Genomic DNA, 22347 nt, shown 5'->3' with positions numbered 1-22347 from the left:
AAATTCTTTTCTTTGTCCGTCTAGCGGGCTATAGTCCAACCTAATCCGGCTCGATTGGTGCGCGAGATGTGCTTGTGAGACGGAGTCGTTATTTCCCAACTTTTTTAGTCCAAAGACACGATGGCTACGTTATCCCAGATTGAGCAACGGATCGCGAACCTGCAAAAGAAGGCCGACGATCTCCGTCGCAAGAAGTCCGCCTCGGTTATTTCCAGCATCAAAAAGATGATGGCTGACCATGGACTTTCAGTGCAGGATCTTGAGGCTGAGACAGCGGAATTGCGCAAGCGAGGTCGACCAGCAGGATCGAAGAATGGCGTGCACGCCGCAGCCACGAAGGCTCCGCAAGTGAAAGTTTCTCCGAAATACAGAGATCCTGTATCTGGGGCAACTTGGAGCGGAAGAGCAAGACCGCCAGCTTGGATTAAAGATGCTAAGGACCGCAGTAAATTCCTGATCGAAGGTCCGGCGATGGCGGTGCCGATGACAGCAAAGGGCAAGCGCGGCTAGAGGGAACGTGCCGTCGCCGCTAGGCGGTAGACGTGGCTTCAGCCATGACGTTTGTCATCGCCGGAGGTCTTCTAGCAGCCGTAGTGCAGCACAAAGAAAATGTGTGAAGAACGGGGCAGAACGAGCTAGCTGTGCATGCCACAGATGTAGTAACAGCGATTGTTCAGTCACAAAAAATCTGCTGAACATCGACCTCTGTTGCGGGAGTGACGCTGGCCAGGCGCTCCTACAGCGTCTGCGCTGCTTCGTCATTTTATGGCGGGCGTTCTCAATTCGTACTTAAACAGCGGCTTGACGTCCTCTCCGCGCTTAGTCGCCGCCTAGCGTACCATGCGGGAGTGACGAGACTCTCACTCTCAAATTGAGATATTCTTCCGGACAACGCCCTGCGCCGAATCGACGCGGGGCGTACCGTGAAGCAGCCTCCGTTCCATTATTTCAAAACTTCGATAGCCCTTCGGTCTACGCATATCCACAGCGCTAAAGTTGCGCCGGCTTCTGCGATCACCCACGGTCTCGTATGCAAGATGATCCGAAACCGCGCCGAGTACGGACGTTTCCGTCGACGCCCGCGTTGCGCGTTCATCCTGTCAACACGCATGACACTGTATCCCGCGACAGCCGCCGATGTAAGCTGATGTAGTTGTATTTCTGTGATTCGTTGGCTTCGGGGGGCCTACCGCTCGATCCATCTTCCATGTGCTCTGCATGTTTTCAGGCCCATCTTCAAGCCCAGGTTAACATCGCAGCAATCAGCGGCCTACTGTGCTCCCAGCACCCACTGCAGCACAGTCGGTCAATCCTTCGTCGATACGACCTTTGGGCTAGAGCATCCCACTCCCTTTACATAGCATCGACCCCAGCGTGCCTCGACATTTAAGATTGTTCTTAAAACGACAGCATTCAAGCGACTCTCCCTATCTCAGACTCTTATCTTCGGTCTGACGGCCGAGATCTTCGAGCCGAGCGGAAAAAAAAGGCACAGCAGATGCTGTGCCCACTCGACACGAGCCACAGGGTTTGGAGGAGCAGCAATTGTCGAAAAGCCTTTCGCATGTGATCGCACCTCTGCGCATGCAGGAGATTGAAAGACACATCGCACATGGGTTTGATCACGGCAAAGAATACCCAATTTAAGAATGGAAATACATACCCGCTGTCTGAATTTATTCTTCGTCTAAAACGAATAGTTGCTTGTCGATGGAGCGGCCAATCAGTAGCTGCCTTATGCAAGAGTCTGTCTGACGCCCCCTTTTTGCTTCGACAGGTCGGGTGGTTTGTTCAGAATGTAAGGAGACGCGCCGGCCTGTTCGACTAAAGCAGCTTTTCGCCGTGTGGTTTGGTCCACTGGGAACGGCGATGTTGACCTTCGTGATTCCGGTGCCTTGTTCGGAATGCGTCGCGTTGACCTCGCCCGCAACGTCTGTTACGCGCCTCACAGCCTGCAGGACTTCCAGATTTATCATGCCGGCCCGATGTGGAATGCGGCCACCGCTGTCAATCTGTGATATGGAAAGCTAAAGCGGCAACTTGATCTCTTTCGTTGCGGCCGCGCTTCTCTGTAACAAGCCTCTTAATTTCGCTACCAAGCAGATTCTGAAAAGCAAATGCGCCCAGTCACGCCGAGTATTTCCAATACGCCGCAATGAGTCAGAGATGGTGCCCGTCGTTTCGACCGTTTGACCGACAACTTGCCACCGCGAGTGGCCGTCCCTGAAACATTGTGTGCAAGCGGACTCGCCAGACAAGTGTTATCACCGTCGTGTCGTACAGTGGCAGTAACTATTCCATGCTGAGTGCAGTGTTGCTGATCGAGGAAGCTTGCAGCACTGTATGGCAGGGAAGGTCCACAGGCCTGCAGCAGTTCCCTCCAACTGAGGAAACCAGTAATGCGCCCATTCTGATCTGCGTGACAGTGTATGCAAATCGTGATCGCATCACTGCTGTCAAGCTTTCTGCATGACACCATCTCGTCGACAAAAGTGTATCGCACGCCCCAGCAGACCATCCGCAACCTGTATGAAGAAAATGTTGTTAAGCGCCCGCTTCTCGGCTGAGAACAGCTCGGCAACTGCCGCGCACGCTAGATGTCGACCGCGCAGGATCGCACGTTAAGTCTATGAGACCAAGATTGATGCATCGATCGACCAAAATGACGATTATTAGTATAATCTATAAATGTTGTTGATCAGCGTGCGGGTTGGTACGAGACGGGATACTATCTTCTGCCTACCCGCCTCCAACCACCCTAGACACCAAGGAACATGATGCGCATTCTTGACTACCCTGGATTTCCGAATCCACTTCGTGTACGAATCGCCCTAGCGGAAAAGGGTCTTTCGAGCCAGGTTGAGTTCGTCACAATAGATCTGCCCGCAGCCGAGCACAAACAGCCTCCATTCTTGGCCATTAACCCTGAGGGCACCATACCAGTCTTACAACTCGACGACGGGACGTACATCTCGGAATGCACCGCAATCACCGAGTACCTTGACAATTTGGCCGGCAAGCCATCTTTAACGGGTGTGACACCAAAGGAAAAAGCTGTCATTCATATGATGCAAAAACGCGCAGAACGGGAAGTTCTGTATGCCGTTGGCATCTACTTTCACTATGGGACACCTGGTGCGGGGCCCGCAGTTGAGGCATATAAGCTGCCTCAGTGGGAAGGGCGTACGCAATGGGGAGCCTTCGAGCGGCAACGAGCCATAGCCGGAATGCACTATTTCGATCGTATTTTGTCTAACCAGCCCTACGTCGCCGGTGATCAATTTTCGATGGCAGACATCACGCTTTTCGCCGGACTGTATTTTGCGGCATTTGCGAAAATCGACATCCCCGACGAGTGCCAGGCGGTCAAGGCGTGGCATGCAAAAGTGTCCGAACGTCCATCAGTTAAGAATCCAGCCTGACAAGGTGAAACGAGCTGCGCAATCGCTTGAACATGGTCTGTTTAGCAGACAACTTAGGTAGAGGGAATCATGACGAATGCAGTTGCAACTTTCCGAAAGCTTCATGACAACACTACGCCACTTCGGCTTCCGAACGCATGGGATGCTGGAAGCGCTCGCCTGTTTGAAAGTCAAGGAGCAGTTGCGATAGCGACTACCAGTGCAGGTGTCGCCTGGGCGCTTGGTTATCAAGACGGTCGACTTCTTCCGATTGGAGAAGTGGTCGCCGCCGCAGCTCGCATGGCGCGCGTGTTGACAGTGCCGCTCTCGTTCGACATCGAAAACGGCTATTCTGATGACCCTCATGTAGTGGCTGAGAACGTGATGCGGCTGGTCGATCTCGGCGTTGCGGGAATCAACATCGAGGATGGTCAGGATGAGGCTACGTTGCTTGCCTCGAAGATCGAGGCAATCCGAAATGCGGCCTCCAAGGCCGGCGTAGACGTCTTTGTGAACACGCGAAGCGACGTGTTTCTCGCGCAACTCGCCGAGGACTCGAAGCTGGCGGACGAGTCAATCAATCGGGGCGATCTGTATGCCAAGGCCGGAGCTGATGGCCTATTTTTGCCGGGAATCGTCAAACCCGAAGACATCACAGCAGTCGTCAATGCGATTTCTTTGCCTCTGAATGCAATGGCTTGGCCAGGACTTGCAAATGCCGCAGAGCTCGGAAAACTGGGAGTACGCCGCCTGAGCGCTGGATCTGGCATTTCCCAAGCGTTGTGGGGCAAAGCAGAGAAACTCGCCCGCGACTTCCTACAAAGCGGTAGCTCCGACCCTGTATTCGAAGGGGCTACGTCCTACGCTCAGTTACAGCGCCTTTTTCCAGCAGACTAGGCTTCGGGCGGCTGCTTCATCTTGAGAATGCGGCGGGCAGGACTTTCGCTTGAGCCGGTTTGCGACAACGCGCTGTGCGCTTCTCGCGGCCGGATACGAAAGCTCTGTGAGATCGTTCCGACTGTCGGGTGTTTCCGCCGTTTCACTGTCAGGTCCGGTCTGGCTGGCGCGGCTGATACTCAGGTGAAAACAAACAGGCGGGCGGGCGAACTCTTAAGTCTTCGTGTCGCCCGCTGCTTCGGTGCGCGAGTAGCTTCCCGCGCACCGAAGCAATAATGATGTGCGTTGCGGTCTGAGCCTACTTTCGACATACGCGAACGATGGGAAGGCGCATCCTTTTCGTAGTCTTAGACCGCTCTGGTCTTGATTATTTCGAGAATCATCTTGTCCCCCGAAGAACTCTCATCGATCCACCCGCGTCTTTATCACATCACCCGACCTAGCGCTTTGTCAAGCATCAAGGAGCACGGATTGCTACCGGCAAGCGATCTCCTCACGCTCTTCGATGTCCCGTCCGCACAGCGTGAACTTTTAGAAACCCGACGGCGCCCTGTGAGCGTGACTATCAAGCATCCTGCTTATGGGCAGGTCACGTTGACCGATAATGCGCCGCTCAGCGAAGTAGCCCTCTCCAAATGCCTGGACGATGATCTGGAACCGTGGGACTGGATTCGCTTGCTGAATGAGCGCGTTTTTTTCTGGGTCGATGAAAAGAGCCTGAACAGCCACCTGAGGGCCAACATAAAGCACGGGGAGCAGCGGGTCGTCCTTGAATTTGACACGCTTAGTCTCGTGAGCACGTGTAACAAGAGGATAGAGCTTGCCGCCATCAATACTGGATCTACCATTCGACGACCCGCTCGGCGCGGTCTATCTACATTTGCGCCGGCGCATCTCTACAGCTACCGTGAGTGGCAGCAGCTACGCGGGGGACGTGATCGGATAAAGGAACTCACTGTCAAGGGTACCGTGCAAGACATCGATGCTCATTTGATTGGCCACTATACGGTCTGAGATGGCGCAGTGGCTTATCGCGTCAGTTCGATTGCGGCGCGCGTTGCACGCCGATTCGCCCGAGAACTCGCCGGGCGTTTTTTTTCATCTGATGCGTCGACGCAGCAATGTGGTGACCGCTCAATACGTTAAGTATTCGGAACGAAAACAGGGACCGCTGAGCGCAAACCATCTGCTCGGTCTGCTCAGTCTCAAAGTGGGAAAGCTCATCGAGTTGTGCAGTCCACGCGCTTGAAAATTTTCCTGCCTTTCATGAGCAGTTGCCCGGTCGCTCTCTGATTGCCGCTTCAAACAAGTGCAATTGTCTGGTCCCAGAGGGGGAGCACAGCTTTTTCATCTTCCTTAACTTGTGTGAAGAGTTCTCTCTCCCGACCGCTGACTCCAGGTTCCTGTCGAAGTTGTGTATCCAACGTCTGGTATGTTTCGGCGTACGTAGTCGCGCTCGCGCTTATGTTCGGCAACTGCACGTCGATCTCTTGTGGATCGTCAAGCAGGGCGATGCTTCGCAAAATGATGACTCTATCTCGCACCGAAGACTTTAGCTGAGTCGCCAGTTTCACCTTCTGATTTCGGACGCGCGCGATCTTATCGAGCCGAACGTACAGCGCGGATTCCGCGTAGCGGTCAAGCCTGATATGAAGACAAGAAATGTCAGGAGCATTCCGGAACCGAGTGCAAGGCTAACGGATATTTTCACTCTGCAGGTTGCATTTTTATGGATTCCGTGAGCTTGTCCTGTAGATGTTCACGGAGGGAATGATGAAACGTTAGTGATTCTCTTGTTTTCTTGTTGTGTAACAGCACATTTTGAAAGCACTGATGGCAGGACTCAAGCAGCTAGGAATCCTAGGATTTTAGTAAACATCCTCACACTATTGAAATAGTCTGAATGTAGGCGCCTGCACTAGGTGGGCAAGCAGTGGGACAGTAGCGACCATCTGAATGCTGCCGCTCAGTGTCCGTTGCGGTCTGAATAACGGTGCGCGCCGCACAGCAGCACCTAAGCTGTGAACATTGACTGGCGGCACGCGGGCCTGGATAACAAATATCTGCTAAATTGTTGCGTATTCGCAGCGGCGCCCGTCCACGGAATCTGCCGGAACCGGGCAATCATATGCGTATCGAATTCTGCCCTTGGTTGCGCCGTCCGAATCTCACTCTGGCTGGCTAGTTTTCGACCAGATTTGCATCTCAATCCTGACCATAGCTATCCGTACCGTCCACGTGTTTCGCTTGACTGCATTCGTTGTACCGGAAGGGACCAGAGAAACGCGCATTCAACCGGGAGACGCTTCGGGCGTCCTGCTAACGAGCGGGAAGCACGTACGTGACGCAAGAAGCATCGAGACACCGTACGACGGTGCCCATCGCGACATGATCCACGAAAAGGTTCACTGAAAACTATGCCGGTTCTCGGGGATTCGGAGATGTCTGCTTCGATAAAACACGACAGTAGCCCAAGTCTCGATGCCGGAGATTCGTCCGCTCTCGACGAAATGTTCCTGCGAAGCGACACGCTTACTCGTGCCCTACGCCTGATCGTGAGTTGCAATCATGCAATGATGCATGCTGCCGACGAACAGACCCTTCTCAACGAAATCTGCCAACTGGCCGTCGACATCGGCGGATATACGATGGCGTGGGTTGGCTTTCCTGACCCAACACGTGCTGGCTACGTCATGCCAGTTTCGTGGTCAAGTGGCGCCGACTCGCTAATGAGGCTTGTGAGTGCCGGACGCGGATATTTTCGCCGTTGCCTCGTGACAGAGGCGCTGCAGCAGCAAGTCACAACCATGGATGATGACTGCGAGGAGAGGCCTGGAAAGGACGATGAGGGAATTATCGCGTCAGATTTCCGATCTGGAGTGGCAATTCCTTTACTGTGCGACGACAAGCCCATTGGCGCGCTATCGATTTATTCCGCAGCGGCCAGTGGTTTCGGATCGAAGGAGCTCAGGTTATTCGAGGCAATGACCGCAGATCTCGCCTTTGGGATCAAAACGCTTCGTGCGCGAAAAGAACATGAAGCGGCGAAGAAGAAGCTTGATTATCTCGCGTATCACGATCACCTTACGGGTGCCCCGAATCGATTTCGACTTCAGGCACAATTCACGGAGCTGACAAAGCCAGCAGTGTCCGTGGGTAGGCAATCACCGATGTTGCTACTTGATCTTGACAATTTTCGGGAGATCAACGACGCATGGGGGCATGACTGCGGCGACAAAATCCTCGTGGAGGTCACGGAGCGGTTGGTAGCACATGTAGGAAGCCAGGGAATCGTTTGCCGACACGGGGGCGATGAGTTTGCAATACTTCTCTACAATTTCGATGCTGCGCGCGGACTCGACCGATTTGTTCAGGAGCTATTGGCAGCGTTGAATGAACCATACGCTGCAGTGAGTAGTTTGCTGGAAGTGACGGCGAGCATTGGTGTGGCCATTCATCCTGCACATGCAGAGACCTTAATCGATTTAACACGGGCAGCCGATGCCGCTCTTCAGCGCATTAAAGGAGCGGGGAAGAGCGGGTATCATGTCTTCAGTGAAGATATGCCTTTTGAGGCAGAGGCGCAGCGAGCACTTCTTGCGCAATTGAGACAAGCGATTCGCAGGGGGGAGTTTGTCCTCCATTACCAGCCCAAATACGACGTCCAACAGAAGAAGATTGTTAGCGTTGAGGCATTGATCAGATGGCAACATCCTGTCCATGGACTTATTGGGCCAGCAAGTTTCATCTCACTCGCGGAAAAGACTGGCTTGATTGTGCCGATTGGTGATTGGGTGATTGACACAGCCTGCACGCAATTCGCTATCTGGAAAAAGACGGGGCTACCGCTACAACGGATTGCAATCAATATCTCGGCGGTCCAACTCCGTCGCGGAGATCTATTGAAGACCGTATCGGACGCTCTGCGGCAGAGTGGCCTCTGCGCGCCCGAGATCGAGCTCGAGCTGACCGAAAGTACATTCCTCGGGGACGGAGAATTAGCGTTCCAGAGCTTGCGCGACCTGCGCACCCTCGGGGTAAAATTATCGCTAGATGACTTCGGGACCGGGTATTCAAGCCTGAGTTACCTGAAAACTATGCGAGTGGATCGCCTGAAGATCGATCGGTCCTTCATCCACGACATACCGGGGCAGGCCGACGCAGAAGCCATTGTAAAGACAATCATTCAGCTGAGCCGCAACCTGAATCTGGCTGTGACCGCCGAAGGGGTCGAGACGGCTGCGCAGAGGCAGATGCTTGAAGAGTTCGAATGTGATGAAATTCAGGGATATCTGATAAGTCGCCCAGTTCCCGCCGAAGAACTGCCGAATCTGTTCTCGTCGCCGATCGTTAGCTAGGTGTGGAGATCGAGCGAACGGCATCAGCGCTAGGAGTTTCAGCTATGACTTGAAGCCGTTAGCTTAATGATGCACAAACCGGCACATGCAGATCGTTGTCGCAGGGGTAACGGTAGTCCCTGCTGAGGGGGGCGGCATTGCTATCGTCGCCCGTGGTACCTGTCGCACTCCCGCGCGGCTTACCGCCCCAAGTGGCGAGTCACTACCTGCGCACCATACCTTTTCTTACGCTGCATGAGCACTGTGGCAGGTGCTCACCCGCGAATCTCCTACTATCCTTTCAGGTAGCTCTTGAGGGCGTTGTGAGCCCTCCGCACCGGAACACTGCTATGCCCTCACGACCTGCAACCCACTCGCATAGTTCGCTACGACCATGCCTCCCATGTTGAAGACAAGACCAAACTCCGCATTCGTGGCCGGGATGCCGATTGGCGAACCCGTAAGTTGACTGAAGGCGAGGGCATGCATGGAGGCACCCGTTGCTCCGACTGGATGCCCCTTCGCTTTTAATCCTCCCGATAGGTTGACCGGGAGGCACCCATCGGGAAACACTGTTCCTTCGTCAAGTACCTCGAAGCCTTCGCCGCGTGGAGCAAGGCCCATTGCCTCGTAGATAAGAAGTTCGGCATTGGTGAAGCAGTCGTGAACCTCTGCAAAGTCAATGTTTGCGAGCGTGACGTCCGCCCGCTGGAGTGCCGAGGAAATAGCTCTATGCGCACCCTCGAATGCAAGGATGTCTCGACCAGCAACGGGCGGGAAGTCGTTCACGTGCGTGGCTGCCTTGATAGCGACTTCGCGCGAGAAGTCCTTTGCTCCGTCCGTCGAGGTCAGCACAATGGCAGCGGCACCGTCCGAGATAAGCGAGCAATCTGTTAAACGTAGAGGAGGAGGGATGACGGGGTTTGTGTCTGAAATCACGTTGCAGTGATCTACCGTCTTTTCCCGACGCATTTGTGCGAGAGGGTTTGCTAAGGCGTTTTCGTGATTTTTCGCGGCGATCCGGGCCATGTCATAGCGCGGATCCTTGTAGCGATGTCTATACTGATGAACAGCAGATGCAAAAAGTTGGGGGAAGCTCTGGGATGCCTCGTACCAATCATTATGGTATCCCGCACCCGCGAGAGCGCGAGTGACTTGTTCTGTCGAGTTCGAAGTCATCTTTTCGGCACCGACCACAAGCAACAGATCTGCCGCCCCGGAGCGGATCGCATTGATACCTGCGTGGATCGCAGCGGAGCCGGATGCGCACGCATTCTCACAACGTGCTGCGGGTTTGAATCGCAAACCCTGATCCGCTTGCAACACCAATGATGCTGGAAATCCGTCGGGCACCATTCCAGAGTTGAAGTGTCCGAGGAACACTGCATCTATCTCCGTTGCATCGATGTGTCCGTCCCGGAGTGCGTCCCGTGCAACGGTTACGATCAAATCTTCAAGCGTCTGGTCCTTCAGTCGGCCGAACGGGGTGTGAGCACTCGCAACAATTGATACACCGCTACCCATTTTCCTTACCTCGATGGCTCCCCATTATGTAGCCTGCTTTCCACATATGTCGTGGCTTCCCCGCGTCTACTAGCCTCGTCGGTGGGGACGGGGCTCTTCAGGTCTATCACTTTCCAGCGACGCACTGAAGAATGTATATCTGCGAGACATGGGCCGGCAGTCGTCCGACTACATTACGGTTGCCCCTTATTTTTTGCTTCATAGATTCGCTTCATTATTCAAGAAAGTGTTCATAATGTTCACGTCAAGAGCTTACGTATGCCTATACGAGGAAGGCCCCGACTTCCAGTGCTCGTGCCAAGTGAACATATCGACAGATTACGAGAAGTCATGGAGTCGACGTCGGAGCAGGAATCAGTGAAAATGCGCGCGAAATTTGTCCTCGCGTGCCTTGAGGGTGCTAGCAATAGAGGGTTGCAGCCTCATTCGGCATCGGCGAGCACACTGTCTCAAGATGGCGCATGCGCTTTGCAAACAGCGGGATCGATGGTCTCCAGGATAGGCGGCGGTCGGGAGCCTCGAGGCGCATTACTGACCGAGCCTTGCAGACATTGGTCGAAACAGGTACTCGCGCACGCGAGGATCGTCCGAGCGCTGAGGCAATGGGAAGACTGCTGGGCGTATCAAGGTCAACTGTCACCCGAGTTTGGAAGGAAGTCCGTGCACGCCGGATACAAGCCCCAGAATCAGCTCCGAAAGAGGGTGTCAGATATACTCGATTTGAGAATTTCGGAGCCCACTTCGATCGCAACCTAAAAATCATCGCGATAGACTCGCGAGAATGCGTCGCCATGTAGGATGCAGGGAGCGAAGGCAGACTCCCCGCAGGATCTGAGAAATCCCTGATTCCGGAGACCGTTGAAACGTTACTCCTGGCCGTCGATCGTTTTGCAGGAGCTAGCCAGCCAAACAAGACTATCGAGAACGTCCTGACATTCGTCGATGAAATACGCGCCGTTTCCAACGTTGATACCGTACATCTGCTCTGCTTTGGAGCGCGTGCGAGTTGGATGGAGCATGTCGTCCGAACGCCAGACCGGCGCGGGAACCTCGTAGCTCATCCGTTCGCTGAAGGTGGTCCGTGGGAAGAGGCGCTAGATCGTGCGTTCAAGGTGCTTATGCGGGACAGGCGCATGTCACATGAACTCCGGGTGCCGCCCAAGCTCCTTGCTGCGATGCGCAGTTATGTAAGCGACGGTGGGGCGTTGCCGCCAGCCGCGCGCTTCAGTTGGCCAAATATAGCGTCGTCGGGCGCAAAACAGCGGGTGTGGAGAGCAAAGCAGGCCGTTACATGTGCCGATGAGGCGTCCACGGACGCTAATGGAAGCGCAAACCGTAGCGGAGACCTCGCGCTTGCATTCAATATGGCACCTGTCGGAATGCTGGTTTCGCGTCAACGTATGGTTGATAAGTACAATCAGGAGTTTTGCGGGATGTTCGGGTGTGAGATGGATGTCTTGACAGGACGCTCCCTGGAGTTTCTCTATCCTTCACGTGACGAGTTTGTTCACGTAGGGACGCGTGCTTTAATGATCATGCGGAAAACAGGGTTTTATTCAGACGAACGCATCATGAGACGCGTTGATGACCGTCTGCTGTTTCCGGGCGGGCCATTGATCGAAAAGATCCTTTCGCCCCAGCCGTATGGACGTTCGAGACATGTCAGCGATCAGGCCGATTACTACAGAACTGACCATCAGGGAGCGGCAGATCGCAATTTCTGGTGAATGGCAAGAATAGCAAGTAGGTCGCGAGAGACCTTGATATCAGCCATCGAACGGTCGAAGCACACAAAACACGACTGATGTGCAAGTATGGCGTGCGAACCACGAACGAACTCATTGCGCATCTTATCGGCTGGCGCAGCGACTAGTTAAGCTTGCGTATGTTAGCCACTGTGGACGGCGACGTTGGCTGCGATGAGCGCATCTGCTGCCTGTTGAAGCAGTTGTACTGCCTCTCCGCGCTCGAAGCTCTGCGAGCTGACAAATGCTCCGTTTATGAGTACAGCTAGTTGTCCCGCAAGCATGTCGGCAGTGGCGACATTGAGTTGCCCCGCAATGACCTTCAGTCGCCGACGCAACTCGCGCTTATGGGAGGTTGCGACTTTTCGAGCAGGGTGATCGATTTCGGGAAACTCAGCAGCGACATTAAGTTGAGGGCAACCACGATAGCTTGCTTGCCCAGCGCGCTCTCCAATCCACTTGAGTTGGCCGCTAAGCTGCCCCTTCGGGTCATCTGCGTACCGCCGCGCGACGCGATCCCACGTCTCCCAGAATACCCGGTCTTCCCGTTGCAGGAAGGCTGCGACGAGGTCGTCCTTCGTGCCAAAGTGGCGGTAGAGGCTGGTCTTGGCGACACCTGCTTTCTCGACAACCAGATCGACACCGACGGCACGCACTCCCATGTTGTAAAACAGATCTGAAGCCGTCTCCAGTATCTTGTTCTTAACATCCATCCCGGCCTGATTGGCCCGGCCAACCGCGTTTTTTGACATGTTGCAATAGCCCCCGGTGGATTACACATGTTCACACTGTAGCACAAACGGGCTTGACGTGATACAGACCTGTATGTAGCATTAACATTGGCAGGTCAGTAGCGAGTTCTTCCGAGAGGATGGATACCTGCCAGGCTACGGTTGATGATGCGGCCTCACTCGACAAGGCGTTCGACGGTGCTCAAGTGCTCCTGAGGCGGTTGATGAGGCGGGGCGTTCAGCGCAACGTTTCGTGGTCGAGGTGCTAGTCACGCGAGACAACAAACAACGTGGCGCGAGCGTGCACGGGCAAGACGTCTATGACGCCCCCCCCCGCTGATTTGTGAGGCGGCAGAGCGTCTGCTTCGAGGGAAATTCAAATGCGCCGGCGCACACGCGCCTAGCGAGGCCTTCAATGCCGAGGATCTCCTGAGTGTGCTTGGGCTTGGCTACACAGCCATCGAAGTTGCGATGGCATGAATGTGTGTAGATGTCAGTAAATGAGGGGTTCAGACGGCTGACTGCCCTCTGATCTCGGTTATGAGAGTCGTGCGGTGGCTGTTTTTTGTAAGACCTCGAGCCAGGCACCTAGGACCAGGTTGACGGCATAGGAAAAAGTTATTGCGTAAATGGAGCTATCGATGAGTGAAGAACTGGACTATGTGCCCCCAAAGGTCTGGACCTGGACGAAGCTGAATGGTGGAACTTTTGCAGACACTAACCGGCCTGTAGCCGGGCCCACGCATGACAAGGAACTGCCTGTCGGCCGCCATCCGTTGCAGCTTTTTTCGCTGGGAACGCTCAACGGTGTCAAGATCACGATCATGCTGGAAGAACTCCTTGAGCTTGGGAATTCTGGCGCTGAATACGATGCATGGTTAATCAAAATCAAGAAGGGCGATCAGTTTGACAGCGGTTTTGTAGCGATCAATCCAAATTCGAAGATACCGGCTCTCATCGATTGGAACACGTCTGAGCCAATTTCGATTTTTTGAGACCGGCTCTATTCTGCTCTATCTAGCGGAGGAATTTGGCGAGTTCCTCCCAACGGAGATTTCGGGTCGCACTGTTGTACTCGACTGGCTGTTCTGGCAAGTAGGTAGCACGCCATTTTTCGGAGGTGGCTTTACGCACTTTTACTCGTACGCGACTATCAAGATCGAATATACGATTAACAGATATGCGATGGAGTTAAAGTGCCAGCTCGACGTGCTCAACCGTCAACTTGCTTCGCACGATTACATAGCGGGCCGCGAATATAGTATTGCGGACATGGCGACTTTTCCGTGGTACGGCGGCATGGTAATGGGCTGGTACGACACGGCAGCGGAGTTTCTTTCGGCGCACGAGTACCCGAATGTTATCCATTGGGCCGAAGTGATTGCGGCACGGCCAGCCGTGCAGCGTGGTTGTATGGTCAATCGGACATGGGGAGACGATCTCTTCAAACAGCTTCCAGAGCGCCACGATGCATCCGATTTTCAGACGAAGACACAGAACGAGGTGCCGACATGATGTGCGCGCAGTCCTGGCAGCGTAGTTGTACGACACACGGACGGAGCTATGGACGGAGTCGCTTCGCCTGGCGTCAAAAAGTAGCTGAGACTCGATGCGCGGGCGGCACCCGACTGAGTCGCGCCATTCAAGAGTAATTTTGCTGATTTTTGAACGATTTGAGTCGGGCAGTTCTGGATAACTAAAGATGCAGAGCGAATTCGAGATCGAACGCTCTGTAGGCCGCCTGAATCGATCTCGGAAAGTACCTGCCGAAGGTGAACACCATGAAGACGTTGATGGAAATTCGCAAGCTTGCCATTGTAGTTGTCGTATCTTTCGCATCACTGGCGCCAGCAGTCCATGCGGCCACTCAAACTGAGGACGGCACAAGTTCGGTTCGTGTCAACCAGCAAGACTACAATCAGAATGACGAAAGGCGTGTTCCGGAGAATCAGGGCATGACTGATGTGCGATACGCCTCGTCAAAGCCGAATGCGGCGCATAGCGCAAATGCAACGGGATCGACTCAGACCAGCGAAGGCCGCGAGATGACGGTGAGCACGTATTCCCCGCCAATAATGATAATTCGGCGCTGATTGGCCACACCCTGACGGAGTACAGTTTGAGTGCATCCGGAACGCGGGTGCACGACGAGGCTGGCGGCCGGAGGCTAACATATTCCGCCACAACTAGAGTAAGCGGGGGATATGCGTGCTAAATCGATACACGGATAATGAAGGAGCGGAAACATGAGCAAGGTGATGATGTACAGTCGGCAAATTTGCCCTTACTGCGATATGGCTGAACGTCTTTTGCGGACGCGCGGTGTCGAACAGATTGAAAAAATCATGATCGATACGAACGCTGGAAAACGAGAACAGATGATGACCCGCACGGGCCGTCGGACAGTTCCGCAGATCTACATCGGTGAAACGCACGTGGGGGGCTTCGATGATCTTGTCGCACTCGATCGCGACGGCGGGTTGTTGCCGCTTCTTGACAACATCGCTTAGTTGTCGAGTGATAACAGATCGAGCCGCACCGAGCCGATCGGAGCGTGTAGAGGCAGCGCCACACGTAAAGTACCCTAGATGAGGGAATCCTATGTATTACCAGGCTATTTCGCAATGCGTGCATGCATTGAAGGCGGTTGAGATCTTTCTCGACAAGGCAGAGCGTTATGCTCAGGAGAAGAATTTTGACGTTAACGTCCTGATGTCGGGCCGATTGGCTCCTGACATGATGTCGTTCACCTACCAAGTTCAGAGTGCTTGCGACTACGTGAAAGCGGGAGCCGCCTGGTTGTCGGCGCAGAAGCCGCCAAAGCATGAGGACAACGAGCGAACAATCGATGAAGTGCGTGTGCGCATCAGAAAAACAGTGGAGTTCGCGCAGAGCGTGACGGCAGAACAGTATGCGAACGCAAATGAGCAGAAAGTGAAACTGTCTTGGGCTCCAGGTAAGGCCTTGGAGGGACCGGTTTATCTTTTGCAAATGACAGTTCCAAACGTCTACTTTCATGTCGCGATGGCTTACGCCATACTGCGTCAGAACGGCGTTGGCGTTGGCAAAATGGATTTTCTAGGTGCAATCGATTTCGTTGATACCTGATTGCACTGGCGCTGGAGAGCTGATCGTCAAGCGATCAGTGAAATCCAATAATTAAACGAAGACAAGTTGGCCGCTATTGCAATGAGAGTGAAATCATGACCAGTAAAGATTTTCCACCTTCCTTGGGGTGGGAGAGCACTCAGACGCTAGTCTCAAATTGATAGAGGTATTCAGATAATGAACGAATCAATCAAGCATGTCAGCGACGCATCTTTCGAACAAGATGTCATCAAATCGGATAAGCCCGTCCTGCTTGATTTTTGGGCAGAGTGGTGTGGTCCGTGTAAAATGACCGCGCCAGTCCTCGACGAAGTCGCGAAGGATTACGGTGATCGACTGCAGGTCGCCAAGATCGACGTGGACGAACATCAAATGACGCCGGTCAAGTTTGGTGTACGCGGAATCCCCACGCTGATTCTCTTCAAGAACGGTACCGCCGTTGCTCAAAAGGTCGGCGCACTTTCCAAGTCGCAGCTTGCGGCATTCCTTGACGCCAATCTGTGATGTTGTGAACCCCAGGCGTTACGCTATGGCTGCCGCGCGACGCAATGATATCTGGGGTTATTTTGCTCGAAACGCGTCCCGAAGTGCGGGCTACGGCCACTCTCAAGCGATTGACATGCCGACGCCACGAAAACCGGCGCACTTCTACGTCATGATCGGTTGTTCAGTGGTCGGGTTGAGTTTCATATCATGAATGAAATCAACATCGATGCGATCCCCAAGGCACTTGCGAATCCCGTTCGCCGGGACATTCTAAGCTGGCTGCGTGCGCCGCGAAGCAACTTTCAAGACCAAGAATTACCGTTGGATTTTGGTGCTTGCACGAAAAGCATTGATAGACGCTGCGGTCTCGCCCAGTCGACAGTGTCGGAACACCTCTAGACGTTGCTGCACGCCGAACTGATAACATCCAGACGCATCAGTCAATGCGTGTTCTTCAAACGCAACGAGGCGGTCATCCGGACCTTTCTCCAGATCGCACATGCGCAGATTTGAAGAAGGCAAAGTGTCCTCGCAAGCACAAGGATGTCGCCTACGCTCGAAGCTCGGATGAAAGCGTCAAATCATCTTTGACTTGTGTCTCAGGCACAGCCGTCCAGCGAACTCATCAACCATCACCAGACTGGAGGCCGGACGCGAGCATTAGACTTTGCGATCACGCGCGCGAGGTTGGCGCAAGCATCCGAACACCATCGCTGTGTTACGCATCATCTGAGAAGGTATTGACGCCCTTCGTTGAGAATCTCATCCGAAAGTATCGGGTCAACGTCTGCGACCGCACGCGAAAGCAGCAACGTACCGAGCATCTGACTGAGGAGAATTATCGCCTTCTGGTGGCTGCCTTCGCTAGTGCTCTCGGTCTCTGCAATGATCTTGGCGAATCGTCCCAGGTTCGCTGCGAGGCCCTCGGAATATGAGCGGTGGGCAATGTCTCCCAACCGGCGTGCGTCGCCGACGAAAGCCGACCAAGTACAACCGGCATTGATTTTCGCGCGATGTTCCGGAGAGATACCATTTAATAACTTGCTTGACGGGATTGACGTCGGTCGACCTTGTGCTTTCAAAAAGGGCGGCGAAGCCTTGTATTCCGTCTTCCATCGCCTTTTACATTACTGCGACGATCAGCGCGTCTTTTGATTTGAAGTGGTTATAGAAGCCGCCGTGAGTGAAGCCCGCTGCCTTCATCAGTTCTGCCAGCCCGACTGCATCAATTCCACGCTCGCGAAACAGCTTCTCGGCCGCCGCCACGATCGCGCGCCTGTTTTCAGCCGCCTGCTGTCTGCCCCCCCCATTTTCTGCTCTCGTCGGCTACTGTCGACCCGTTAGACGCATTCCGCCTTGACGCTGCTATTTGAATGTTTGCAAGGGGAGGCTGAAGGCGGGCGTAGACTTCCCGCGCTCGCCCACGCAAAAATCTGTTCCCCAAGGCGATTCTGAGGCATCAAAGAGTGGTTGTGCGTCAGATCATCTCGAGCGCCAACGCAATCCCTTGTCCACCACCGATACACAGCGTCACGATTCCACGCTTCAGCCCGTCGCGACGCATCGAATGAATGAGCCTAGTAGTAAGTATCGCGCCCGTTGCGCCAATAGGATGGCCATGCGCAATCGCGCCGCCTTCGACATTGATAATGTCGTGCGGTATCCCCAGCTTTTGCGAAACTGCAAGCGGCACGGCAGCAAACGCTTCATTGATCTCGATGCGCTCGACATCACTCAACTTCCAACCGGCGCGCTCAAGTGCAATCGGAACGGCGGGTACGGGACCGAGGCCGAACATACCCGGCTCGACGGCCGCGACGCCAAACGAAACAAGGCGCGCGGAAGCTTCGATTCCGTGTGCGTCCGCATAGTCACGCGCCGCCACGATCATTGCCGCAGCGCCGGTATTAAGGCCGGGCGCGTTGCCAGCAGTGATCGTGCCGCCAGGGCGAAAAGCGGGACGCAATTTCGCAAGCGTTTCGACGGTCGTGTCAGGACGAGGTTGTTCATCCCGCGCGAATTCCGTCGTTCCCTTGCGCCCTTTGACCTCAACAAAGACCAGTTCCTCGGCGAATACGCCGCGTTCCTGCGCGGCAGCAAACCGCTGTTGAGAGCGTGCCGCCCATCCGTCTTGAACTGCGCGCGTCAGTTCTGCTGTCATCGCAACGTCTTCTGTGTGCCAGCCTGAGTGTTCGTCAGAGAAAGCATCAACGAGCCCATCGCGCAACATACTGTCGTGTATTTGCACGTCGCCCATGCGGCTGCCCCAGCGGCCGCTTTCCAGCAGATACGGCGCCCGGTCCATATTCTCCATCCCCCCCGCAATGGCTACGTTTCCGAAGCCGAGCGCAATCTCCTGTGCCGCAGACACAACCGCTTGCGCGCCGGATCCACATACGCGATTCACCGTCAACGCTGGCACGGATATGGGTACGCCGCCCCCCATCGCGGCCTGACGCGCCGGATTCATCTTGTTGCCTGCCTGAATCACGTTGCCCATCACCACCGAGGACAAGTCTTTGATGTCCAGCCCGCTCCGCCGAAAAGTCTCACGTATCACGACCGACCCAAGCTCCGTCGCAGGCACGTCCTTTAAGGACCCGCCAAAAGCGCCGATTGGCGTTCTGACGGGGTACGCAATCACTATTTCACGTGCATTCATCGCAACTCCTCTGATTGAAGTACTTTGCATCGTTCAGGCGTTTTAATACGGGTCTGCTCACGCTCGTATCCCTGTTGACTGAGGTGTTGAAAGGGCCCGGCGCAGAAGCGGAGCATTGGCCGCATTGGGCAGCGTAGCTATCTCGGCCAGCATGCGCTCGACGATCGATGCCTGCGGAAGGACTGTGCCAAAGAATCGTGTCGCGTCCGAGTCCTGAATCAGAATCGTCGGGAAATTTTCCACGTCGAGTTCGTCGAAGAGGTCAGCATGGTCTTCACCGTCGACCCACACGAAGCACATGTTAGGGTGTGCATCCGCCAGCCTGTCGAATCCGTCTCGATATTCGCGACAGATTCCACACCAATCGGCGCAGAGGCAGGCGACAAATACGGTATTGGTTGTCCGGAGGCGCTCGGCGATTTTTTCCGAATCGGTGACAGGATTCAATGCAGGCATGACGTTTTCAAAAGATCGTTTCGGAAAAACTTCAAACGCGTTATTTGACTTACAGCGCGGCAGAGATTCGTCACTCGGCGATTCTTGAGGTGCAGCGCCCTGTCAAATGCACCCGTCACGGGTTCGTTGTTCAAAAAAATGAAGCTAGTCGGCATCTGGCGGTAGTCCGATGCGATCATGTCCCGAAACGAGGACAAGCCTTCCGCTTGACCGAGAGCCCCAGTTAGCACCCTCCAAAGTCAAAAGGGCTTCTTTCGCTGAGAGGCCACCAGCGAAGCCAGTCAATTGCCCAGAGGATCCGATGACACGATGACACGGTGCAATGATGGAGACAGGATTACGACCGTTTGCCGCGCCTACCGCCCGGACAGCGGTGGGTTGGCCAATCTGTTTGGCGATATCGCCGTAGGTACGAGTCTCGCCATACGGGATACTGAGTAGGGCACTCCACACCTTTTTTTGAAACTCCGTGCCCGAGAAGTCCAGCGCCAGGTCGAATCGCTCACGCGTTCCCGCGAAATACTCCGTCAGCTGACGCTCTGCGTTCGTAAGGATGGGGTCGTCTTTTGCCTCGCGCATAAGACCGAGACGAACTCTTCCCGGTCGCTCGTTTTCCCACAATATCGCGGTCAGTGCTGGACCTTTCGCCACGAGCGTAAGGATGCCGACAGGCGAGGCGACTCGCTTGTAAAGCTGGTACATGTGCGTCAATTCCAGGTTCGGGCTCGTCGACTGGCTAACGTGTCAAACGCGTGAGGCGCTGCAAGCGAAGAGTGACGATTTACACTTCCTAATAGCGAGATTTCTGCGCAAAATTCATGCGGGCAGTATTCTGTGCATCGATCTTCTGGCAACCATACGGTTGCTAACGGAACTGTTTGCATAGTAGCAGACGGTCATGGATTCGGCATTTGGATTTCGATCACTATCTTGTACGTCTCTATCATGTATAGCTTGCAAATACCCCGGCATCGGGTTGGTCCCTTCACCGGTACGCGCGAATCCATCGTCAACGAGGCAGGGCAAGCAGCAAATGTTGGTTCTTTATCCGAGAATTCCAATCCGACCTGATTTCGTCCGCGTAATCACGCCTATAGGTGAAAATATGTCAAAAACGAAGCAGAAGCTGTTTGCACGGGTCTTTGCTGCAAGTTCGATGGCCGCTGCGTTCTCGGCAGGCGCGCAAGTTTCAACCAGCGGCTACGTTCTACCCATGAACCTGGCGCTCCAGGGCGCGCTCGAAGCAGTCCAGACATGTGCCGCAAAGGGCTATGACGTCACGGCGACCGTGGTGGACGTCGCTGGAACCCCCCAGGTCGTGTTGCGGGGCGACCATGCGACGATTCACACGAAGGACACGGCTTACAGGAAGGCGTACACGATCGTGACCATGGGCCCCATCTTCCATCTCGATGTTACGAGCCAATTTCTCGACACGCTCGCGAAATATCCCCCGTTGGCTGCGCAAGGGCTGGCAGCCACCCCGGACATACTCGCGTTGCCTGGGGGCGCGGCGATCAAGGTACACGACGAAATCGTCGCAGGCATCGGCGTCGGCGGGTCACCTGGCGGCGACAAGGATGAAGCTTGCGCGAAGGCTGGCGTAGCCAAAATTCAGGCCGGCTTGCCTCACTGAGCCAGATGCGCACCGGTAGCGCGCAATGGTGACCATGCCGACGCTAAACATGAAAAGCGCAGGATCGAGAGGAAATATTCGCCGTTTTGCAGAAATGTAGTACGCTGCCGCGACCTGTTCATTCTGCATCCGCTCTTCGCACGGCGGTATGGGAGGCGCCGAAAACGCCAGCTGCGATATGTATGATGGGTCGCACGAGCGCCCTCAACGTTCGCCCTCAACTGCAACACCGTAGCCAGTGTGCATGTTGGTGGCTGTCAGTGTCGCATGTGGGCAGTCGCGCAGAGCGGCTTCCGCAGCTTCCCCGGGGAGCGGGTTGGTGGCGCTGCCCGCAGAGCGGAAGCGATGACGATGGCCACGACCAAGATGTCTTGCGAGAGGAACATGCAGCCATTTGTTGTTGAAGTCGGATTTAAATGCCCCGCCTGCGGTGAGCTTTCACAGAACACCGTGCGCTTGCCTGAGCCGCGATGGGATGGCGCTACACAGCTTTCGCACTTGTCTGGAGCAACGGACGTCGAGCCTCAATGTAATCATTGCTATCGTACATTCAACGCGACAGCTGCCTACAGCGGCGTCGATGCAACGGTCGCCCTTGATGATTTTCCCGAGACACGCGTTCAGGCCGGGGCCGCCGGATACTTGATGTCATTCGATACGGATTGGTGGGCGCACACAGAGGCTCCGGCAAATCCGCACCAGATCTTTCTCGATTCGTACCATCACGTAGGGGAGATACTTGCAAACCATGGAGGAGCGGTCGGTGCCAGTCTGATTAATCGGATGGTCTTTGTCCAACAGTTTGGGGCTTTGGAGGCGTACTTGGGTGACACGCTCGTTAAACAGGTAATGGCAGACATGAAGGCGATTGGACGTCTGGTGCGTGCCGACCGGGCGCTAATGACGCGAAGCTTCGGACTTGCAGACATGCTCGACGAGCCTGACATCGTCCGCCGCGAAGTCAAAAGCTATCTGAAGAGCCTGCTATATCACCGCCTGGATCAGGTGAGTTCACTGTATCAGAACGTGCTCGACATCAATATCTGGCCGTCACGCACCGTTCGGGCAGAATTGTTCAAGGCTGTTGAATACAGACATGATTGTGTCCACAGAAACGGCTACGATCTTGAAGGCACGAAGCTGGAAATTTTCACCAAGGACTGGGTGCAGAACGTTGCTGACGCGACGAAGGCGGTCGCGAACTGTATCGAAGGTCAGCTGTAGCTGCTTGGCCCGGAAGCCGCGCCGCGCACCGTCGCTAGCACTGTCCATACTGAAGATAATATTCAACATCCAAATTCATCAATTGAGCTTGCGCGGATCAAGAAAATCATAACCAACCGGAACTCTATAGCGGTGACCCG

General features: G+C 54.7%; 21 protein-coding genes and 2 pseudogenes. 16 read left to right on the top strand and 7 right to left on the bottom strand.

Features of this window, described 5'->3' with window-relative positions:
• The first annotated feature begins 120 nt into the window (after positions 1–120).
• The 6 genes from B0G81_RS11430 to B0G81_RS11410 all read left to right on the top strand — a co-directional run bounded on the left by B0G81_RS11430 (position 121) and on the right by B0G81_RS11410 (position 8656).
• Positions 121–510 (top strand): H-NS histone family protein, encoded by a 390-nt coding sequence (locus B0G81_RS11430; RefSeq protein WP_134135414.1) that lies wholly within the window; start codon positions 121–123, stop codon positions 508–510.
• 1919 nt (positions 511–2429) lie between these two features.
• Positions 2430–2567, top strand: coding sequence for a hypothetical protein (locus tag B0G81_RS43595; protein ID WP_166678969.1), 138 nt, complete (start codon positions 2430–2432; stop codon positions 2565–2567).
• 210 nt (positions 2568–2777) lie between these two features.
• Complete coding sequence (locus B0G81_RS11425) at positions 2778–3422, top strand: glutathione S-transferase (protein WP_134143080.1); 645 nt, start codon at positions 2778–2780, stop codon at positions 3420–3422.
• A 69-nt stretch (positions 3423–3491) separates the two neighbouring features.
• A complete protein-coding gene (locus B0G81_RS11420; RefSeq protein ID WP_134135412.1) occupies positions 3492–4298 on the top strand; it encodes an isocitrate lyase/phosphoenolpyruvate mutase family protein in 807 nt (268 codons plus the stop codon).
• A 384-nt stretch (positions 4299–4682) separates the two neighbouring features.
• Positions 4683–5312, top strand: a complete 630-nt coding sequence (locus B0G81_RS11415) for a hypothetical protein (protein ID WP_134135410.1) — start codon at positions 4683–4685, stop codon at positions 5310–5312.
• A gap of 1427 nt (positions 5313–6739) precedes the next feature.
• The gene (locus B0G81_RS11410; RefSeq protein ID WP_166678968.1) at positions 6740–8656 is read left to right on the top strand and encodes a GGDEF domain-containing protein; all 1917 of its coding nucleotides are present in this window, start codon (positions 6740–6742) and stop codon (positions 8654–8656) included.
• A gap of 327 nt (positions 8657–8983) precedes the next feature.
• On the opposite strand, the gene B0G81_RS11405 is transcribed toward B0G81_RS11410, so the two are convergent.
• Together B0G81_RS11405 and B0G81_RS11395 are read right to left on the bottom strand one after the other, a co-directional pair.
• Positions 8984–10159 (bottom strand): thiolase domain-containing protein, encoded by a 1176-nt coding sequence (locus B0G81_RS11405; protein ID WP_134135406.1) that lies wholly within the window; start codon positions 10157–10159, stop codon positions 8984–8986.
• An 866-nt stretch (positions 10160–11025) separates the two neighbouring features.
• Complete coding sequence (locus B0G81_RS11395; protein ID WP_134135404.1) at positions 11026–11220, bottom strand: hypothetical protein; 195 nt, start codon at positions 11218–11220, stop codon at positions 11026–11028.
• Positions 11221–11292: 72 nt separating this feature from the next.
• Here B0G81_RS11395 and B0G81_RS11390 point away from each other — a divergent pair, with 72 nt between their 5' ends.
• Both B0G81_RS11390 and B0G81_RS45580 read left to right on the top strand, forming a co-directional pair.
• Positions 11293–11886 (top strand): hypothetical protein, encoded by a 594-nt coding sequence (locus B0G81_RS11390; protein ID WP_243856428.1) that lies wholly within the window; start codon positions 11293–11295, stop codon positions 11884–11886.
• A gap of 38 nt (positions 11887–11924) precedes the next feature.
• Entirely contained in the window at positions 11925–12032 is a 108-nt protein-coding gene (locus tag B0G81_RS45580; RefSeq protein WP_347877471.1) for a hypothetical protein, read from the top strand.
• A 15-nt stretch (positions 12033–12047) separates the two neighbouring features.
• On the opposite strand, the gene B0G81_RS11385 is transcribed toward B0G81_RS45580, so the two are convergent.
• Complete coding sequence (locus tag B0G81_RS11385; protein WP_134135402.1) at positions 12048–12656, bottom strand: TetR/AcrR family transcriptional regulator; 609 nt, start codon at positions 12654–12656, stop codon at positions 12048–12050.
• 620 nt (positions 12657–13276) lie between these two features.
• On the opposite strand from B0G81_RS11385, the pseudogene yghU reads away from it, so the two are divergent.
• From yghU to B0G81_RS11355, 6 genes and pseudogenes are all read left to right on the top strand, one after another.
• Positions 13277–14150 (top strand): annotated as a pseudogene (gene yghU, locus B0G81_RS11380) (glutathione-dependent disulfide-bond oxidoreductase).
• Positions 14151–14416: 266 nt separating this feature from the next.
• Complete coding sequence (locus tag B0G81_RS11375) at positions 14417–14728, top strand: hypothetical protein (RefSeq protein ID WP_134135400.1); 312 nt, start codon at positions 14417–14419, stop codon at positions 14726–14728.
• Positions 14729–14881: 153 nt separating this feature from the next.
• The gene (gene grxC / locus B0G81_RS11370) at positions 14882–15145 is read left to right on the top strand and encodes a glutaredoxin 3 (protein WP_134135398.1); all 264 of its coding nucleotides are present in this window, start codon (positions 14882–14884) and stop codon (positions 15143–15145) included.
• A 91-nt stretch (positions 15146–15236) separates the two neighbouring features.
• Positions 15237–15743: a DUF1993 domain-containing protein gene (locus B0G81_RS11365; protein ID WP_134135396.1), complete on the top strand. Its 507-nt coding sequence runs from the start codon at positions 15237–15239 to the stop codon at positions 15741–15743.
• A 177-nt stretch (positions 15744–15920) separates the two neighbouring features.
• Entirely contained in the window at positions 15921–16247 is a 327-nt protein-coding gene (gene trxA / locus B0G81_RS11360; protein WP_134135394.1) for a thioredoxin TrxA, read from the top strand.
• Between the two features lie 189 nt (positions 16248–16436).
• Positions 16437–16742, top strand: a pseudogene (locus B0G81_RS11355) (helix-turn-helix domain-containing protein).
• Positions 16743–17351: 609 nt separating this feature from the next.
• Here B0G81_RS11355 and B0G81_RS45575 read toward each other — a convergent pair.
• The 4 genes from B0G81_RS45575 to B0G81_RS11335 form a co-directional block, all read right to left on the bottom strand.
• Positions 17352–17495, bottom strand: coding sequence for a helix-turn-helix domain-containing protein (locus B0G81_RS45575; RefSeq protein WP_347877452.1), 144 nt, complete (start codon positions 17493–17495; stop codon positions 17352–17354).
• 211 nt (positions 17496–17706) lie between these two features.
• Entirely contained in the window at positions 17707–18891 is a 1185-nt protein-coding gene (locus tag B0G81_RS11345; protein WP_134135392.1) for a thiolase family protein, read from the bottom strand.
• A 57-nt stretch (positions 18892–18948) separates the two neighbouring features.
• Positions 18949–19347 carry a thioredoxin family protein gene (locus tag B0G81_RS11340; protein ID WP_134135390.1) on the bottom strand — a complete coding sequence of 133 codons (399 nt, stop codon included), beginning with the start codon at positions 19345–19347 and terminating at the stop codon, positions 18949–18951.
• 144 nt (positions 19348–19491) lie between these two features.
• Positions 19492–20049: a methylated-DNA--[protein]-cysteine S-methyltransferase gene (locus B0G81_RS11335; RefSeq protein ID WP_134135388.1), complete on the bottom strand. Its 558-nt coding sequence runs from the start codon at positions 20047–20049 to the stop codon at positions 19492–19494.
• Between the two features lie 331 nt (positions 20050–20380).
• Here B0G81_RS11335 and B0G81_RS11330 point away from each other — a divergent pair, with 331 nt between their 5' ends.
• Positions 20381–20983 (top strand): heme-binding protein, encoded by a 603-nt coding sequence (locus B0G81_RS11330; protein ID WP_166678966.1) that lies wholly within the window; start codon positions 20381–20383, stop codon positions 20981–20983.
• A gap of 351 nt (positions 20984–21334) precedes the next feature.
• Positions 21335–22207, top strand: coding sequence for a hypothetical protein (locus B0G81_RS11325; protein ID WP_166678965.1), 873 nt, complete (start codon positions 21335–21337; stop codon positions 22205–22207).
• The last annotated feature ends 140 nt before the right edge of the window (positions 22208–22347 follow it).

The organism is Paraburkholderia sp. BL6665CI2N2 (assembly GCF_004366535.1).
GTDB lineage: Bacteria > Pseudomonadota > Gammaproteobacteria > Burkholderiales > Burkholderiaceae > Paraburkholderia.
Note: the sequence above shows the minus strand (reverse complement) of the source record. Positions and strands in the feature narration are given on the sequence as shown.

Bases quoted from the DNA above. Each gene is read 5' to 3' on its own strand.
- grxC (WP_134135398.1), top strand. From the start codon at position 14,882: ATGAGCAAGGTGATGATGTACAGTCGGCAAATTTGCCCTTACTGCGAT.
- B0G81_RS11395 (WP_134135404.1), bottom strand. From the start codon at position 11,220: ATGAGCTACGAGGTTCCCGCGCCGGTCTGGCGTTCGGACGACATGCTC.
- B0G81_RS11375 (WP_134135400.1), top strand. From the start codon at position 14,417: ATGAAGACGTTGATGGAAATTCGCAAGCTTGCCATTGTAGTTGTCGTA.
- B0G81_RS11390 (WP_243856428.1), top strand. From the start codon at position 11,293: ATGTCACATGAACTCCGGGTGCCGCCCAAGCTCCTTGCTGCGATGCGC.
- B0G81_RS11410 (WP_166678968.1), top strand. From the start codon at position 6,740: ATGTCTGCTTCGATAAAACACGACAGTAGCCCAAGTCTCGATGCCGGA.
- B0G81_RS11425 (WP_134143080.1), top strand. From the start codon at position 2,778: ATGCGCATTCTTGACTACCCTGGATTTCCGAATCCACTTCGTGTACGA.
- B0G81_RS11365 (WP_134135396.1), top strand. From the start codon at position 15,237: ATGTATTACCAGGCTATTTCGCAATGCGTGCATGCATTGAAGGCGGTT.
- B0G81_RS11430 (WP_134135414.1), top strand. From the start codon at position 121: ATGGCTACGTTATCCCAGATTGAGCAACGGATCGCGAACCTGCAAAAG.
- B0G81_RS43595 (WP_166678969.1), top strand. From the start codon at position 2,430: ATGCAAATCGTGATCGCATCACTGCTGTCAAGCTTTCTGCATGACACC.
- B0G81_RS11325 (WP_166678965.1), top strand. From the start codon at position 21,335: ATGGCCACGACCAAGATGTCTTGCGAGAGGAACATGCAGCCATTTGTT.
- trxA (WP_134135394.1), top strand. From the start codon at position 15,921: ATGAACGAATCAATCAAGCATGTCAGCGACGCATCTTTCGAACAAGAT.
- B0G81_RS11335 (WP_134135388.1), bottom strand. From the start codon at position 20,049: ATGTACCAGCTTTACAAGCGAGTCGCCTCGCCTGTCGGCATCCTTACG.
- B0G81_RS11405 (WP_134135406.1), bottom strand. From the start codon at position 10,159: ATGGGTAGCGGTGTATCAATTGTTGCGAGTGCTCACACCCCGTTCGGC.
- B0G81_RS11330 (WP_166678966.1), top strand. From the start codon at position 20,381: ATGTTGGTTCTTTATCCGAGAATTCCAATCCGACCTGATTTCGTCCGC.
- B0G81_RS11340 (WP_134135390.1), bottom strand. From the start codon at position 19,347: ATGCCTGCATTGAATCCTGTCACCGATTCGGAAAAAATCGCCGAGCGC.
- B0G81_RS11345 (WP_134135392.1), bottom strand. From the start codon at position 18,891: ATGAATGCACGTGAAATAGTGATTGCGTACCCCGTCAGAACGCCAATC.
- B0G81_RS11420 (WP_134135412.1), top strand. From the start codon at position 3,492: ATGACGAATGCAGTTGCAACTTTCCGAAAGCTTCATGACAACACTACG.
- B0G81_RS11385 (WP_134135402.1), bottom strand. From the start codon at position 12,656: ATGTCAAAAAACGCGGTTGGCCGGGCCAATCAGGCCGGGATGGATGTT.